The sequence below is a fragment of the Sphingomonas kaistensis genome, assembly GCF_011927725.1.
In the GTDB taxonomy this organism is placed as follows: Bacteria; Pseudomonadota; Alphaproteobacteria; order Sphingomonadales; family Sphingomonadaceae; genus Sphingomicrobium; species Sphingomicrobium kaistense.
The window spans coordinates 329709-344439 of record NZ_JAATJC010000001.1; the positions used below are offsets into that span (position 1 = coordinate 329709).

A 14731-nucleotide genomic window follows, 5' to 3' on the forward strand; every position below is an offset into this window, starting at 1 on the left:
TTGAATCACAGCATCGTAGCCAATCGTTGCTGCGGCGGCAGCACATCGTTTGACCAGCACAACTCGATGTTCCAAGCAGGCTTCGCACTGTCATCGTGGGGCGAGAATGAAAGAGCGGGTGAATTTCTACTTCTTCGCAGGTGACTTCGTCGAAGCTATCCGCCGCTATCGCGAGGGGGAGGCACAGGTCTACGCCACTCACAATGAAGTTGCCCGCCTGCTTCTCGACCTCGCGGCCGAGAAGCTGGATATACGGGTATTCAGCTTCATCACTCCCACCCAAAAAAGCAGCTCACCAGCGGAGGGGCTGACGGTGACGGACTTGGGCGCGAGCAAGTATAGCGATCCTCACGCAGTCCAGGCATTCCACCACTATCCAGCCGACACGTCGATCCTTCACATGCCGGACCCCAAGCTCCTGCATGCAGGCGCCTCCGATCGTTCCCGCGGCTTTCCGATCCTCGCGAACAGCTACAATCGGCGGGGTATCCGAGCATCCCTGGAACGTCGCCGCATCGCCAGCGTGCTGAATAATCCCAAGTTCCGCTTCGTATCGAACCATTGTCCTCCCGCGACAGAACATCTGGCGAATCTGGGGGTGGACCGGCGAAAGCTGGTTGCGTGGAATATTCCCGTTTCGACATCACTCGCGACGGCGTCCGCGAAGTCGACGGGTGGTCAGGACGAGATCCACTTGGCTTATGCTGGATCGGTCAATGAGGAAAAGGGCGTTGGCGACCTCATTGGCGCAGTGGCGAGGCTGGTCGACAAAGGAGTGAACGTCCGGTGCAGTATCGCCGGCAATGGAACCATCGACCATTATCGGGACCTGGCGAAACAAAAGGGCATAGCCGACAGGTTGGACTTCCTTGGGCTTGTCTCGAACGATCAGGTGAGGACGCTCTTCAGCTCTGCAGACGTCATCGTGGTGCCGAGCAGAAGAGTGTATACCGAGGGCTTCCCGCTCGTCCTGATCGAAGCGATTGCCAGCCGGACCCCGATTGTCTGCAGCGATCATCCCATGTTCGTGCCCATCATGAGGGATGGTGTCACCGCATCCGTGGCTGCCAACGCCAATCCACGGAGCCTTGCAGCAGCCATCAGGAGGACTGTCTCCGATACTCTTCTCTATGCCACGCTCTCACGCAATGCCGATATAAGCTGGGCTGACCTGCAGGCGACGGCGGACTGGCGCACGATGATCTTCGACTGGGTCACGCAGGGCGACGAGGCGCCCTACCTTCTTGCCCGCACTTTAGCCGCTTTCGACGACAGGAAGTCCGGGGCGCATTGAGCCCCGTCCATTCGTCGCAGCACCGGGTTAACCGCGTTAACTGAACTTGCCCTCGGGCGGGTCGTGGTCCACTCTGGCGGCAGTTTCCTCCTTGTCTGACGCGGGCCCGAGGGCTGCTCGATGCAGAGGAAGCGGCAGGCGGCGAAGGGGGCTGGTCGTTGCGAGGGGCGAAGGCGACTTTCAAAGTGGGTGCACGGCCTTGTCGGCTGTTCGCGTGCGCCGCTGCCGTCCTGACACTCGCCGGCGCGGGAACGGCCGCCGCGGACACGCTGCGCGATGCGTTGCGGGCCACCTACGGCACCAGTCCGGCGCTCAACGCCCAGCGTGAGGTCTTGAAGGGCACCGACGCGACCGTCGCCCTCGCCGGGTCCCAGTCCCGGCCGCAGATCGCCGCCACGGTCGGCATCAACCGCGACCTCACCCGCTCGGGCGTGCTCGTCACCAGCCGCTCCAAGGGGCCGATCCTGTCGGGTGGGCTCGACGTCAACCTGCCGCTGTTCGCGGGCGGCCGAATCCGTAATTCCGTGGACGCCGCCAAGGCCCGGGTCGAAGCCGGACGGGCGGCGCTGCGCGCGGTGGAGGGCGACGTCTTCGCCGAGGCAGTCGAAGCCTATATGGACGTACTGCGCGACCGCGCGGTGCTCGATCTCAACCAGAACCAGGTCCGCGTCCTCGCTGAGAATTTGCGCGCCACCCAGCAATTGTTCGAGGCCGGCGACCTGACCCGCACCGACATCGCCCAGTCGCAGGCGCGGCTGAGCAGCGCCACCGCGCAACTGGCACTGGCGCAATCGCGGCTCGGGGTCAGCGAGGAGAGCTTCCTGCGGGTGATTGGCCGGCGGCCGGAGCAGCTCGCCTCCCCGCCCCCGCTTCCGCCTCTTCCCGCCACGGCAAGCGAGGCGGCGCGGATCGCCATTGCCCGCAATCCCCGCCTGACTGCGGTGTTGCAGCAGGCTCGGGCGGCGGGAATGGATGTACGTGTTGCTTTTGCGGACCGGCTTCCCAGCCTGTCGGGGGTGCTTGGCGGCGATTATGTCAGTTATGTCACCGACGAGCCCGGGATCGGGGTGCCGCGCGCCGGGGTCCAGACCAGCGTCGGCCTGACCACCCGCATCCCCCTTTACCAGGGCGGTGCCCCGGCGGCCCGGATCCGCCAGGCCCGCGCGGCCGAAGGGCAATTGCTCGAGCAGACGGTCGCGACCGAGCGCACCGTGGTCGCCAACGCCCGCTCGGCCTTCATGACCTACCAGGCCTCGCTGAAGGCGATCGCGTCCAACCAGGATGCGGTCAGCGCCAACGAGCTCGCCCTACGCGGGACCCGGGCCGAGCGGCGGGTCGGATCACGCACCGTGATCGAGGTGCTGAACGCCGAGCAGGAATTGCTGGGCACGCAGGTCCAGCTGATCGCGTCGCGGCGCGATGCGTATGTGGCGGGGTTCCGGCTGCTTCAGGCGATGGGCCAGGCAAGCTCCGAGGACCTCGGGCTGGAGGGCGGCTCGCTTTACGATCCGCTGGGCAATTACAACAAGGTCGCCGGGGCGTGGAGCGACTGGGGCGGCGCGGAGAAGCATGTGCCGCGCTCCACCCCGACCCAGAAACTGGCCGAAGCGGCGCCGGACCGGGTCGGCGCTGCGCCCCCCATGCTGGCTGCAAACGAGGTCCCGGCGGTATCACCCGCCGTCAAGGCCGTGCTTGCGCCACCGGTGGCGCCGGTCCGGACGGTGGCCGAGGCGAGGCCCGCCCCCGCCTCCATCCCCGCGCCCGCCCCCGGCCGCTGGGCGATCCAGCTTGGCGCCTTTGCCCGTCCGGGCGCTCCGCAGGCGCTGTTCGCGCGGCTTGCAACGCGGGTCGGGCCGAAGGAGCCGAGCTATGTCCCGGCCGGAAGCGTGACCCGGCTGCTGGTCGGGCCCTATGCAAGCCGGGCCGAGGCGGAGGCGGCCTGCCGCGGCCTGAGCGGTGCCACACCCTGCTACCCCGTTCGCCGCGACTGACGCCGAGAACCCCCATGCCAGTCGCCAGTCCAGCCTTGACCCCGCCCCCGCGCGGGACGAAGGCGCTCGACTTGCGATCGAAAACCGAAGTGAAGGACATGCGATGATCGAAGCCGAATGGTGGGAATATGACAGCGTCGAGGAGATGGCCGATGCGGTCGCCGGCGATGTCGGATTCATCATCGAAAGCGCGATCGACGCGCGCGACGCCTCGCTTCTGGCGCTGCCGGGAGGCAACACGCCGGGGCCGATCTTCAAGAAATTGGCGGCGCAGAAGCTGGCCTGGAAGAAGGTCACCATCGTCCCCACCGACGAGCGGCTGGTCGAGGTCAGTGACGAACGCAGCAATGCGCGCCTGCTGGCGCAAAGCTTCATGCGGGCGGGTGCCCGGGTGATCCCGATCGGCGGCGAGAATGCCGATGTCGCCGCGGCGGGCAATATCGCCGACGCCCGGCTGCAGGACCTGCCGTGGCCGCCCGACCTCGTCTGGCTGGGAATGGGCGCAGACGGGCATACCGCCTCGATCTTTCCCGGTGCCGACATGCAGAACGCACTGGATGCGCCCAAGGCGCGCCGGGCGGTCGGCGTAACGCCCGACCCGATGCCGGCCGACATGCCGGTCCCGCGGGTGACGCTGACCCGCGCTTCTTTGCTGTCGGCGCGGACCCTGATCATCACCATCACCGGCGCCGACAAGCGCGCCCTGCTGGAACAGGCGATCGCCGACGGACAGTCGAGCAAGCTTCCGATCGGCCGCGTGCTGGCCGAGGCCGAGCAGCCGATCGACATTCACTGGGCCCCGTAACGCCCCTCATTTCATTCTTTGGCAGCGCAACAGAAAGGGCGCCGGGATTGCTCCCGGCGCCCTTCCTTTTGCCGTGAGACTTTCGCTTAGAAGCGGAAGCCGCCGCGCAGGCCCCAGCCGCGGACATCGCCGAGGTCGACGAAGGCCGACAGCAGCGGACCACCGCCCGCGCCGCCGCCGATTCCGGCCTCGAGCCGGCCCCAGGTGCCGCGCTTCTGATCGACCAGGCCGGTCGTCAGCGCACCCGAACGCACGATCAGGTCGGACGCATCGCCGAATTCGTGGAAGATCTTGCCGTCGACGAACGGCGCGATCGCCCCGGCGAAGGAAGCCCGGGCCTGCAGTCGACCACGAGTGCTGGTGTAGCGGTCGTTGTCGAACGTCAGGTTGCCGAAGTTATAGTCGTCGATCCGGCTGCGGACGTAGCTGAGGCCCGCTCCGACGTCGAAGTTGAGGCTGCCCGGGTTGCCGAAGCGGAAGCCCACTTCGCCGTCGATACCGGTGCTCTTGCCTTCCGGAATGACGGTCAGCGCGCCGACCGAGTTGTTGGTGACGCGGACGTCATAGACGTCACGCTTCAGGAGGACGCCGGCATAGAGGCCCTGCTGGGCGCCGAACTGGCCGTAGACACCATAGTTGTAGCCCTCGGCGTCGATGTCGGTGCCGAAGTCGGTACCGCCCTCGGCATGTTCGTAACCGACAGTGGCGCCGACCAGGAAGCTCGGCGCGCCGAACTCGATCCCGCCCTGGGCACCGCGACGCTTGGTCTCGAAGCGGGCCGAGGTGGTGAGCGCCGTCCCGAAGGCGGTGGTCGACCGGTTGCGGTCACCGAAGCGCTCCTTCGAGTTGTAGAGCTGGGCCCAGATCCCGACCGGGCTCTTGCGCTCGTTGCCGAAGTCGACCCGGCGGCTCATCGCGTAGGACTGGTAGGCCTCCGCCGACTGGTACCAGATGTCGTTACCGATGCGGTTGACGAACAGCAGGTCGGCGGTTGCCTCGTCCGGGCGGCCGGTCAGGAACACGTCGGAACCGCGGGTTTCGAGCCCGAAGTTGACGAGCCCCGCGTTGGTCGGCCCGGCCAGGACATACTGCCCCGCCGCGACGGTTCCGGCATCGACGATCAGCGCGCCGGTGGTGTCGACCACGACGCCGCCGGTGAGGAAGGTCGGGAGGACGGTGGTGATGCCGGTGGTGGTGCCGCCGTAGACCAGGCGGTCGGCGGTGAGGACGCCATTGGCGCTTCCGACGTCGACCCCGAGACGGGCATTGCCGGTCGCGGTGTAGTTGGCGGTGCCGAGGTTGAGGACGTCACCCGTGGCGCCGTCGCGCAGGTCGATCAGGCCGGCGTTGTTGTTGAACGCCTCGAGACCGGTGAAGGTCGCGCCGCTGAACGCGTTCAGCGTGCCCGGAAGCGCGCCGGTGCCGGTGGTGCCATTGTTGAACGTGTCGGTGCCCGCGCCGAAGTCGGTGGTGCCCGATGCGTTGTAGACGCCCGTGTTGTTCACCGTGTCGTTGCCGTCACCAAAGGTGATGGCGGCGTTCTGGGTGAAGATGGTGCTGGTGTTGAAGGTGTCGTTGCCGGCACCGAAGCTGAGCGCGCCCGACTGGGTGTAGCCGGCGGTGCGGTTGTTGGTGAAGGTGTCGTTGCCCGCACCGAAGGTCAGCGGACCGCTGATCGAACCGGCGGCGCCGACGGTCAGGGTCAGCGGGCCAGCGCCCGGCGCAAGCACGTAGCCGCCGGTACCGGCGGTGGTGCTGGTGAGGGTGCCGTTGACGACCAGGGTGTTGCCGGTCGCACCGCCCAGGGTGATGGCGGTCGGCGCGCTGACGGTGACGCCCGAGTTGACGGTAACGCTGGAGGTGCCGGCGGTCTGGGCCCAGATGCCCGACCCGGCGGCCGACGTGATGTTGCCGTTGGCGGTCACGGTGACCGGCGCAGCGCCGGCTGCAACAACGCGCACCGCGGCGAAGCTCGGATCGGCGGCGGTGTTGGCAGCGGTCGAGTTGACCACGCCGGTGGTGACGTTGACCGCACCTGTGCCGGTGGTGGCGACGTCGATGCCGACGCTGTTGGCGCCGCTGACGGCGATGGTGCCGGTGTTGGTGACCGTGACCGGACCCGAGCGGGTGATCGAGATTGCGTCGGAATTGGCGCCGGTGGTGGTGACGCCGGCAACGGTTGCGGTAACCGCGCCCGCGCCGCCGGTGATCTGCAGGCCGTCCGCAGCGGCGCCGCCGGTGGCGATGGTGCCGGTGGTGGCGTTGACGGTGCCGGCGGTGGCGATCACCACGCCGTCGCTGTCGGCACCGGTGCCGGTGTTGACGCTGGTGGTGGTCAGGCTGACGTTGCCGCTGGTGCTCGACAGGTTGACGCCGTCACTGCCCGCACCGGCGGTGGTCACTGCGCCGCAATTGACGGTGATGTTGCCGGTGGTGGTGGTGGCGACGATGCCGGGGGCATTGGCACCGGTGGTGGCGACGGTCGGGCAGTTGCCGATGTCGATCGCGCCGGTGGTGCTGGTGGCGTTGATGCCAGCCGCCGCGACGCTGCTGACAGCGCCGGTGCGGAGGGTGACCGGGCCGGTGGAGCCGGTGGCGATGATGCCGAAGTCGCGGCTGGTGATGCCGGCGCCGGTAAAGCTGACGCCGGTGCCGATCAGCTGGACGCCGAGCAGGCTCGAATTGATCGCGCCGGTGGTGGCGGTGACGGTTCCGCCAGTGCTCTGCAGGTCGAGCGCATAGCCATTGGCATTGGTGATCGTGCCGCTGGTGAAGTTGATGTTGCCCGACGCGAAGATGTTGGCGCCGGTCGCACCGGTGTTGATGTTGCCGACGGTGACGTTGGCGGTCGAAGCGCCGGTGCCGTAGATGCCGAAGCTCTGCGCACCCGGTGCGCTGAGGTTGCCGGCGGTGATGGTGACCGGGCCGTTGGTGGCCGCGAAGTCGATCGCGCTGACATCGGTGCCGAGGACGGTGATGTTCTGGCCCGCGGCATTCAGCGTGATGGCGCCGCCGGTGGCGGTGTTGCGGAGGCGGATGGCGTCGTTGCCGAGGCCGCCGGTGGTGTTGGTGATGACGCCGCCGTTGACCGCAGTCGCGCCGACCGTGAGGTCACCGGTGGCGGTGGTGAAGGTCAGCGGAGCGGTGCCGGTGAAGGTGCCGTTGGTCACCGTCACGGTGGACACGCCGGTGGTGCCGTTGACGCAGTCGTAGGTGTTGGTGGTGCCCGCACGCAGGGTGCAGGTGGTGTTGCTCTGCGCCGAGGCGGCGGCGGGCACGAACAGCGCGGCCATCGCGGTCGATGCTGTGCCCAGCAGCGCAAGCCTGGTGTACCGATTTGTCATGATGTTACTCCCCTGCGGGAAGGGCGAACAGCCGCACGCTCCCCTGATAATTTCAGTTCCCGGGTAACGAGGGCAGCCACTCAGGGTTTCCGCCCAGAGGAGAAAGGCGGTAACTGTGGTTTTTCCGTCACTATTCTGGGCCGGAAATTAAACCTGAGTTAAATTTTCAGGCGGCTGGCGTGCCAGTCGAGGTGCGCCGCCATATACGTCGACACGAAATGATAGCTGTGGTCGTAGCCCTGCTGCACCGCCAGTTCGAGCGGCTGGCCGGCGGCGGCGCAGGCCTGCTCGAGGAGGCCGGGCCGCAGCTCGCGTTCCAGGAACGGATCGGCGCCGCCGACATCGACCTTGAGCGCCGGCAGGCGGCCGCCGCGCTCGATCAAGGCCACCGCATCATGCTGGCGCCAGGCTTCCCGGTCTGCCCCGAGATAGTGGAAAAATGCCTTTTCGCCCCACGGCACCTGGCTCGGCGCGACGATCGGGGCAAAGGCCGACACACTGCGAAAGCGGCCGGGATGACGCAGCGCCACGGTCAGCGCGCCGTGCCCGCCCATGCTGTGACCGCTGATCGCCTGCCGCCCCCTGTCGAGCATCGGGAATTCGCCCGCGAGGAGCGTGGGAAGCTCCTCGGTGACATAGCTCCACATCCGGTAGTTGGCCGACCACGGGGCCTCGGTAGCATCGACGTAGAAACCGGCGCCGAGGCCGATGTCCCAGCCTTCGGCATCGGCCACGCCGTCCCCGCGCGGAGAGGTGTCGGGGGCAAGGAAGGCGAGTCCGCGCTCGGCGCAGGACCGGCGATACTCGCCCTTGTCGGTGACGTTGGCATGGGTGCAGGTCAGCCCCGACAGATAGGTCACCAGCGGCACCTTGCCGTGTTCCGCCTGCGGGGGGAGGAACAGCGAAAAGGTCATGGGCGTCGCCGTCGCCGCACTATCGTGGGTGACGACGAGCTGGCGGCCGCCGTGGCTGAGGACGTCGGAGCTGATCTGCATGTCGGTCGGGGCCTCAGGCGTCGGCCGGCATCCGGTGCATGGCGCAGATCTTGTTGCCGTCGGGATCGCGCAGATAGGCGAGGTAGAGGTTGACGCCCATGCCGCTGCGAACTCCGGGGTCGTCCTCGATCGGGGTCCCGCCGGCAGCGATCCCGGCTTCGTGCCAGGCATGGGCCTGCTCCGGCCCGGTCACCGAAAAGCCCAAAGTGCATCCGTTGCCGTGCGTCGCCGCCTCGCCGTCGATCGGCTTGGTGATGATGAAGATGCCGCCGTCCTTGAGGTACATGACGCGGCCCTTGGGATCGACGCGGCCCTCCCGCCCGCCAATGGCGGTGAACACAGCGTCGTAGAATTTCTTGGATCGCTCGAGGTCATTCGACCCGATCATGACGTGCGAAAACATCGGTGTTTCTCCTCCGGATTGCTGCTCAGTACACCACGACCGCGCGGATGCTCTCGCCGCGGTGCATCAGGTCGAAGCCTTTGTTGATCTCCTCGAGGCTGAGCACGTGGGTGATCATCGGGTCGATCGCGATCTTGCCGTCCATGTACCAGTCGACGATCTTGGGCACGTCGGTTCGCCCCTTGGCGCCGCCGAACGCGGTGCCGCGCCAGTTGCGGCCGGTGACCAGCTGGAATGGGCGGGTGGCGATTTCCTTGCCGGCTTCGGCGACGCCGATGACGATGCTCGTCCCCCAGCCGCGGTGGCAGGCTTCGAGCGCGGTGCGCATGACTTCGGTGTTGCCGGTACAGTCGAACGTATAGTCCGCCCCGCCGTCGGTCATCTCGACGATCCTGGCCACGGTCTCGTCGCGGCTCATGCCGCGCGTGTTGAGGAAGTCGGTCATGCCGAACTGCCGGCCCCACGCCTCACGGTCGGGATTGAGGTCGACGCCGATGATCTTGTTCGCACCGGCCAGCCGGGCACCCTGGACGACATTGAGGCCGATCCCGCCGAGCCCGAACACCACCACATTGTCGCCGACCTGGACCTTGGCGGTGTTGACCACCGCTCCGACCCCCGTCGTCACCCCGCAGCCGATGTAGCAACTGGTCTGGAACGGCGCGTCCTCGCGGATCCTGGCGACCGCGATCTCGGGCAGGACGGTGAAGTTCGAAAACGTCGAGCAGCCCATGTAATGGAAGATAGGCTCGCCCTTGTGGCTGAAGCGGGTGGTCCCGTCGGGCATCAGCCCCTTGCCCTGCGTGGCGCGGATCGCGGTGCACAGGTTGGTCTTGCCGCTGAGGCACGACTTACACTGGCGGCATTCGGGGGTGTAGAGCGGAATGACGTGGTCGCCCGGCTTCACCGAGGTGACCCCTGCCCCGACCTCGCGGACGATCCCGGCGCCTTCGTGGCCGAGGACCGAGGGGAAGATGCCCTCGCTGTCGAGCCCGTCGAGCGTGTAGGCATCGGTGTGGCAGATGCCGGTCGCCATGATTTCCACCAGCACTTCGCCGGCCTTGGGCCCTTCGAGGTCGAGCTCGACAATCTCGAGCGGCTGCCTGGGGGCAAAGGCGACGGCGGCGCGGGTCTTCATCAACTGGGTCTCGCAACTGGTTCGGTTCGCCAGAGCCGTGGCACAGCGGCACGCGCTTGGCAAAGACGTGCCGATTAGCGACAGGGCGTTGCGAAACGGCGACAATAAGTCCTTGCACGAGACCGATCCGACCCTAAGCTGCCGCGCTTCAACGATTTTCTGGATCGGCGCCGCGGGGGTGCCGCCCGGGGGAGAGCCGAACTGATCACCTTCCGACGCGCAACGGCGCGCCTTGGCTTGCTGCTTCTCGTGGGATTCCCCGCGACCGTTTCCGCGCAGTCGATTCCGTCGGTGGTCGAAGAAGTGAAAACCGTCACCCTCGACGAGAATCGCGCGGCCTTCATCATCCGCTTCTCCCCGGCCGAGCCGCAGACCGCGGCGCTCAACAACAATCCGACCCGCCCCGAACTGCTGCTCCGCTCAACCCTGCGCGCGCCGCGGATCCCGCCCCAGGCGAGCTATCGCGGGCTGGTCCGCTCGTCGACGTTCGAAACCAGCGACAGCGGGCTGCTGTGGCGGTTCGACACCGTTGGTCCGGCGCAGGTCAGCGTCCAGCCGGCCGGCGACCGCACGCTGCAGGTGATCGTCCAGCGCCTGTCCGGCGACGAGGCGATCGGCGCCCGCCCGATCGGATCGGGGACCGAGCCGGTGTCCCCGGCAAGTTCGCTTCCGGCCTATGTCGAGCCGGGGCTCGACGGCGACAGCTACGAGCTGGTGGCGCTGAAATATGCCGACGTCAGCGAAGTCATCGGCCTGCTGGTCGAAGGCGAGACGATCCAGCCGAACAACGTCTTCATCCGCCGCGAACCGGGCTTCGGGTCGATTGCCACCGCAAGCAGCCAGAACCAGTATAATAACAACCAGAACCAGGCGCAGCAGCAGAACCAATTGCCGCTGGGGCAAAGTTTCCCGGGCAAGGGCCTGGCGGTCGACCGCCGGTTGAACGCCATCTGGATCACCGGCACGCCCGAGCGAATCGCACGGGTCAAGGCCCAGATCGCCGCGATCGACGTGCCTGTGGACAGCGTGATCCTGGAAACCCAGTTCGTCGAACTGACCGAGCAGGGGGTCAAGAACCTCGGCCTCGACCTCGCCAACCGCGACGGCCAGATTGCGGTGGGCCAGATCACGCTCGGCGCCAACACCTCTTTCGGCAACGACCCGACCACGCCGTTCAAGTCGGGCGTCCTGCAGGCAGCCATCTATGCCCAGGTCCAGCGCGGCGAAGGCCGAATCGTGTCGCGCCCGCGGATCGCCGCGCAATCGGGCTCGACCGCCAAGATCATCACCGGCGACGCGCTTCCGATCCTGACCTCGATCACCCTGTCCGGGGTCAACGGGGTCAGCCAGCAGGTCCAGTACGTCAACGTCGGCGTGACCCTGCAGATCGCGCCGCGGGTGTCGACCGACGGCTTTGTCACCAGCCAGATCTACGGCGTGGTGTCGTCGGTCACCGGCTACAGCCAGGGCTATCCCACCATCAGCCAGCGCGAGGCCGAGACCAGCGCCAGCGTGCGCGACGGCGAGACCTTCGTCATCGGCGGGCTGACCCAGGAGAATAATCTCCGCACCAAGGGCCGGCTTCCGATCCTGGGCGACATCCCCATCCTCGGCACCGTGTTCCGCAACGAGCGCAGCACGCGGGCCAAGACCGAGCTTTATATCGTCATCACTCCACGGATCGTGCGCCATCGGCGCAACGAGGTGCCGGTCCAGCCGGCCCCTTCCCCAGCCGTTCCGGGCCTGACGGGAGGATCGCCCGGCTAGTCGTCCAGCACCGCTTCCGGACTGATTCCTCCGCTGCCGGATCGCCGGCACGAATACCCTCGCTTACATCCAAAAATGTGTATTAACATATTGATTTAGCGCAATTTTTCTTCTGGACAAGCGCCGAATCGTGGTTAGCTTTCCCCTATCCGCCGGGGCCAAATTGGGGGTCTGCGGTCAAGAAGAAGGGGATTTTATGCGGACCATCCTGATGACGTCGGCTGCGGCCATGGCGGTTGCCCTGGTAGCGACACCGGCTGCCGCGCAGCAGCGCGGTGAGAAGATCCAGAACAGCTACATCTGCGTATTCAAGGCGCGCGAAGTCAGTCGCGGGCAGGCCCAGGCCGAAGCCAATCGTTCGGCACAGAGCGTCGGCGCCCGCGTGACCCACGTCTACTCGGTCGCGATCCGCGGCTTTGCTGCCGAACTCCCGGCCCAGGCCGTCGAGAACATGCAGAAGAACAACCCCAACATCGAATATTGCGAGCAGGACCAGGTCGTGACCGCCGGGCCGATCACCGCGCAGGGCAAGCCCGAAGTCGGCACGATGGCCGAGGAAACCCCGTGGGGCATCGCCCGCGTCGGTGGCGGCGCCGCCTACACCGGCAACAACACGGCCTGGGTGATCGACACCGGCATTTCGCCGCATGCCGACCTCAACTTCGACACCAGCCGTTCGAAGAGCTTCCTGCGTGACACCTCGCCGATCGACCAGAACGGCCACGGCACTCACGTCGCCGGGACCATCGCCGCGCGTGCCAACGGTTCGGGCGTGGTCGGCGTCGCCGCCGGCGCTCCGGTGGTTGCGGTTCGCGTGCTCGATCGCCGCGGCTCGGGCAGCAACTCGGGCGTGATCGCCGGCGTCGACTATGTCGCGCAGAACGGCCGTGCCGGCGACGTCGCCAACATGAGCCTCGGCGGCGGTGTCTCGACCGCACTCGACCAGGCGGTGATCAATGCCTCGGCGGGCGGCGTCCGCTTCGCGCTTGCAGCCGGCAACGAGAGCACCAATGCCAACAACAGCTCGCCGGGCCGTGCCAACGGTTCGAACATCTTCACCGTTTCGGCCTTCGCCGTCGGCGACAAGTGGGCGAGCTTCTCCAACTACGGCAACCCGCCGATCGACTATGCCGAGCCCGGCGTCGCCATCAAGTCGACCTGGCTGAACGGTGGCTACAACACCATCAGCGGCACCAGCATGGCGACCCCGCACCTCGCGGGCCTGCTGCTGGCGGGCGCGGTCCGCAGCGGCGGCACCGTGACGGGCGATCCGGCCTCGCCGGCCGACGTGATCGGCGTCAAGTAAGCCTCACTACCAGGCTGAGGGAGGGCGGCTCGGGCGACCGGGCCGCCCTTTCCTTTGCGCTCGCCGGGGCTAGGGTGCGCGGCATGACCTTTGCGACCTCCAAGCATGCCCTCATCACCGGCGGCGGGACCGGCATCGGCGCCGACGCCGCCCGCGCCCTCGCCGCCGCCGGCGCCAACGTCTCGCTCCTCGGCCGCCGCCGCGAACCGCTCGAGGCAGTTGCAGCCGAGACCGGCGGCCGGGCGATCGTGTGCGATGTGACCGACGCAGAGGCACAGGCGCGCGCCTTCGCCGAAGCGCGCGAGGCGTTTGGCCCGCTCGACTATGTCATCCTCAACGCCGGGATCGGCGACAGCCGCCCGTTCCAGCGCACGCGGCGCGAGATGTGGAACGCGATCATCGCCACCAACCTCACCGCCTTGTTCGACGGGGCGCAACTCGCGCTTCCCGACCTCCAGGCGCCCGGCAAGCGGCTGGTGATCGTCGCCTCGGTCGCCGGGCTGAAAGGCGGCGCGATGGCCGCGCCCTATGTCGCGTCCAAGCATGGCGCGGTCGGCCTGACCCGCAGCCTGGCCCTCGAATTCGCCCGCACCGGGCTGACGGTGAACGCGATCTGCCCGAGCTTCGTCGACACCCCGATGGTCGACGACAGCGCCGCCCGAATCGCCGGCGCGACCGGCAAGAGCGTGGAGGAAGCACGGGCCCTGCTCGCCCGCGCCAACGGCAACGGACGGCTGATCACCGTCGAGGAAGTGACCCACGCGATCATGCAGTTGCTGATGCCCGCCGCGAGCGGCGTCAACGGCGCGTGCGTGACGATCGACGGCGGGACCAGCGCCTGAGGCTGCTCAGCCGGGCTTGGTCGCGGTAACCCGGAGGAAGGTCGCGGGAATCTCGGTCCGCTGCGGATCGCCGCTCCCGTTCTGCCGCTCGAACAGGTCGACCAATTCGCGTTCGAGCTCCCCGTCGCGGCCGCTGTCACGGGCCGCTGCGAAGGCGTTCATGGTCGGGCCGTAATAGTCGCGGAAGTGGGCGACGAAATCGGCCGGCGGGCCACCGTGCCGGAACACGAAGCTGTCGCGCTCGCAGCTGACGTCGTCGATCCCCGCTGCGGCGAAACGGGCGCGGACATGCTCCTCCTGCCCCCACAGCATCGGACTGACGAAGCCTTCGGGCGGCGGCGGCGAATAAGCCGCGCTGGTCTTGAGGATCTGCGCCACCAGGGTCGGGTCGCCGGGAATCCAGTTGCCCATGGTGATCGTGCCGCCGGGGCGGGTCACCCGCGCCATCTCCCTCGCGACGTCGTCCGGCCGCGGCGCGAACATCGCGCCGAACACGGTGACGACGCGGTCGAAGCTGGAGTCGGCGATCCCGGCAAGGTCGCTCGCATCGCCTTCCTCGAACCGGCAGTTGGCAAGGCCCGCCGCCTGCGCCCGCCGATTGCCGGCGGCGACGAGGTTGGCGGCGATATCGACGCCGAGGACGTCGGCCCCGCGCTCGGCGGCGGGAAGGGCCGTGGTGCCGTCCCCGCAGCCAAGGTCGAGGACGCGCTCGCCCGGGCTGACCCCGATCCGTTCGACCAGTTCGGCCCCGCTCTGCCGCATCGCGTCGGCGATGCGGGTGAAGTCACCCTTTTCCCACAAGGCCTTGTTGGCGTTCATGACGTGCTCCGCATGCTTGCTGGACCG

At 67.6% G+C, this 14731-nt stretch carries 11 protein-coding genes; 6 read left to right on the plus strand and 5 right to left on the minus strand.

The features are described 5' to 3' along the window. Positions 1 to 106 precede the first annotated feature (106 nt). The 3 genes from GGQ97_RS01525 (at position 107) to pgl (ending at position 4090) form a co-directional block, all read left to right on the plus strand. Positions 107 to 1294 (plus strand): glycosyltransferase, encoded by a 1188-nt coding sequence (locus GGQ97_RS01525; protein ID WP_168067317.1) that lies wholly within the window; start codon positions 107 to 109, stop codon positions 1292 to 1294. A 185-nt stretch (positions 1295 to 1479) separates the two neighbouring features. Next, the gene (locus GGQ97_RS01530) at positions 1480 to 3285 is read left to right on the plus strand and encodes a TolC family outer membrane protein (RefSeq protein WP_168067318.1); all 1806 of its coding nucleotides are present in this window, start codon (positions 1480 to 1482) and stop codon (positions 3283 to 3285) included. A gap of 103 nt (positions 3286 to 3388) precedes the next feature. Further along, complete coding sequence (pgl, locus tag GGQ97_RS01535; RefSeq protein ID WP_168067319.1) at positions 3389 to 4090, plus strand: 6-phosphogluconolactonase; 702 nt, start codon at positions 3389 to 3391, stop codon at positions 4088 to 4090. 86 nt (positions 4091 to 4176) lie between these two features. Here pgl and GGQ97_RS14490 read toward each other — a convergent pair whose 3' ends face one another. From GGQ97_RS14490 to GGQ97_RS01555, 4 genes are all read right to left on the minus strand, one after another. Beyond that, a complete protein-coding gene (locus tag GGQ97_RS14490; RefSeq protein WP_168067320.1) occupies positions 4177 to 7434 on the minus strand; it encodes a hypothetical protein in 3258 nt (1085 codons plus the stop codon). A gap of 158 nt (positions 7435 to 7592) precedes the next feature. Then, complete coding sequence (gene fghA, locus GGQ97_RS01545; protein ID WP_168067321.1) at positions 7593 to 8429, minus strand: S-formylglutathione hydrolase; 837 nt, start codon at positions 8427 to 8429, stop codon at positions 7593 to 7595. A gap of 13 nt (positions 8430 to 8442) precedes the next feature. After that, complete coding sequence (locus tag GGQ97_RS01550) at positions 8443 to 8832, minus strand: VOC family protein (RefSeq protein ID WP_168067322.1); 390 nt, start codon at positions 8830 to 8832, stop codon at positions 8443 to 8445. A gap of 25 nt (positions 8833 to 8857) precedes the next feature. Further along, complete coding sequence (locus GGQ97_RS01555; RefSeq protein ID WP_168067323.1) at positions 8858 to 9970, minus strand: S-(hydroxymethyl)glutathione dehydrogenase/class III alcohol dehydrogenase; 1113 nt, start codon at positions 9968 to 9970, stop codon at positions 8858 to 8860. A gap of 237 nt (positions 9971 to 10207) precedes the next feature. Between GGQ97_RS01555 and GGQ97_RS01560 the strand changes: the two genes are divergently transcribed. The 3 genes from GGQ97_RS01560 to GGQ97_RS01570 all read left to right on the plus strand — a co-directional run bounded on the left by GGQ97_RS01560 (position 10208) and on the right by GGQ97_RS01570 (position 13885). After that, positions 10208 to 11737 carry a type II secretion system protein GspD gene (locus GGQ97_RS01560; RefSeq protein ID WP_168067324.1) on the plus strand — a complete coding sequence of 510 codons (1530 nt, stop codon included), beginning with the start codon at positions 10208 to 10210 and terminating at the stop codon, positions 11735 to 11737. A gap of 196 nt (positions 11738 to 11933) precedes the next feature. Continuing rightward, positions 11934 to 13043, plus strand: coding sequence for a S8 family serine peptidase (locus GGQ97_RS01565; RefSeq protein ID WP_168067325.1), 1110 nt, complete (start codon positions 11934 to 11936; stop codon positions 13041 to 13043). Between the two features lie 83 nt (positions 13044 to 13126). Further along, a complete protein-coding gene (locus GGQ97_RS01570) occupies positions 13127 to 13885 on the plus strand; it encodes an SDR family NAD(P)-dependent oxidoreductase (RefSeq protein ID WP_168067326.1) in 759 nt (252 codons plus the stop codon). Between the two features lie 6 nt (positions 13886 to 13891). Here GGQ97_RS01570 and GGQ97_RS01575 read toward each other — a convergent pair whose 3' ends face one another. Further along, entirely contained in the window at positions 13892 to 14704 is an 813-nt protein-coding gene (locus GGQ97_RS01575; RefSeq protein WP_168067327.1) for a class I SAM-dependent methyltransferase, read from the minus strand. Between the last annotated feature and the right edge of the window lie 27 nt (positions 14705 to 14731).

What these genes read in the sequence shown, in the direction of transcription:
- GGQ97_RS01525 (WP_168067317.1), top strand. Translation starts at nt 107, where the DNA reads ATGAAAGAGCGGGTGAATTTCTACTTCTTCGCAGGTGACTTCGTCGAA.
- pgl (WP_168067319.1), top strand. Translation starts at nt 3,389, where the DNA reads ATGATCGAAGCCGAATGGTGGGAATATGACAGCGTCGAGGAGATGGCC.
- GGQ97_RS14490 (WP_168067320.1), bottom strand. Translation starts at nt 7,434, where the DNA reads ATGACAAATCGGTACACCAGGCTTGCGCTGCTGGGCACAGCATCGACC.
- fghA (WP_168067321.1), bottom strand. Translation starts at nt 8,429, where the DNA reads ATGCAGATCAGCTCCGACGTCCTCAGCCACGGCGGCCGCCAGCTCGTC.
- GGQ97_RS01550 (WP_168067322.1), bottom strand. Translation starts at nt 8,832, where the DNA reads ATGTTTTCGCACGTCATGATCGGGTCGAATGACCTCGAGCGATCCAAG.
- GGQ97_RS01555 (WP_168067323.1), bottom strand. Translation starts at nt 9,970, where the DNA reads ATGAAGACCCGCGCCGCCGTCGCCTTTGCCCCCAGGCAGCCGCTCGAG.
- GGQ97_RS01565 (WP_168067325.1), top strand. Translation starts at nt 11,934, where the DNA reads ATGCGGACCATCCTGATGACGTCGGCTGCGGCCATGGCGGTTGCCCTG.
- GGQ97_RS01570 (WP_168067326.1), top strand. Translation starts at nt 13,127, where the DNA reads ATGACCTTTGCGACCTCCAAGCATGCCCTCATCACCGGCGGCGGGACC.
- GGQ97_RS01575 (WP_168067327.1), bottom strand. Translation starts at nt 14,704, where the DNA reads ATGAACGCCAACAAGGCCTTGTGGGAAAAGGGTGACTTCACCCGCATC.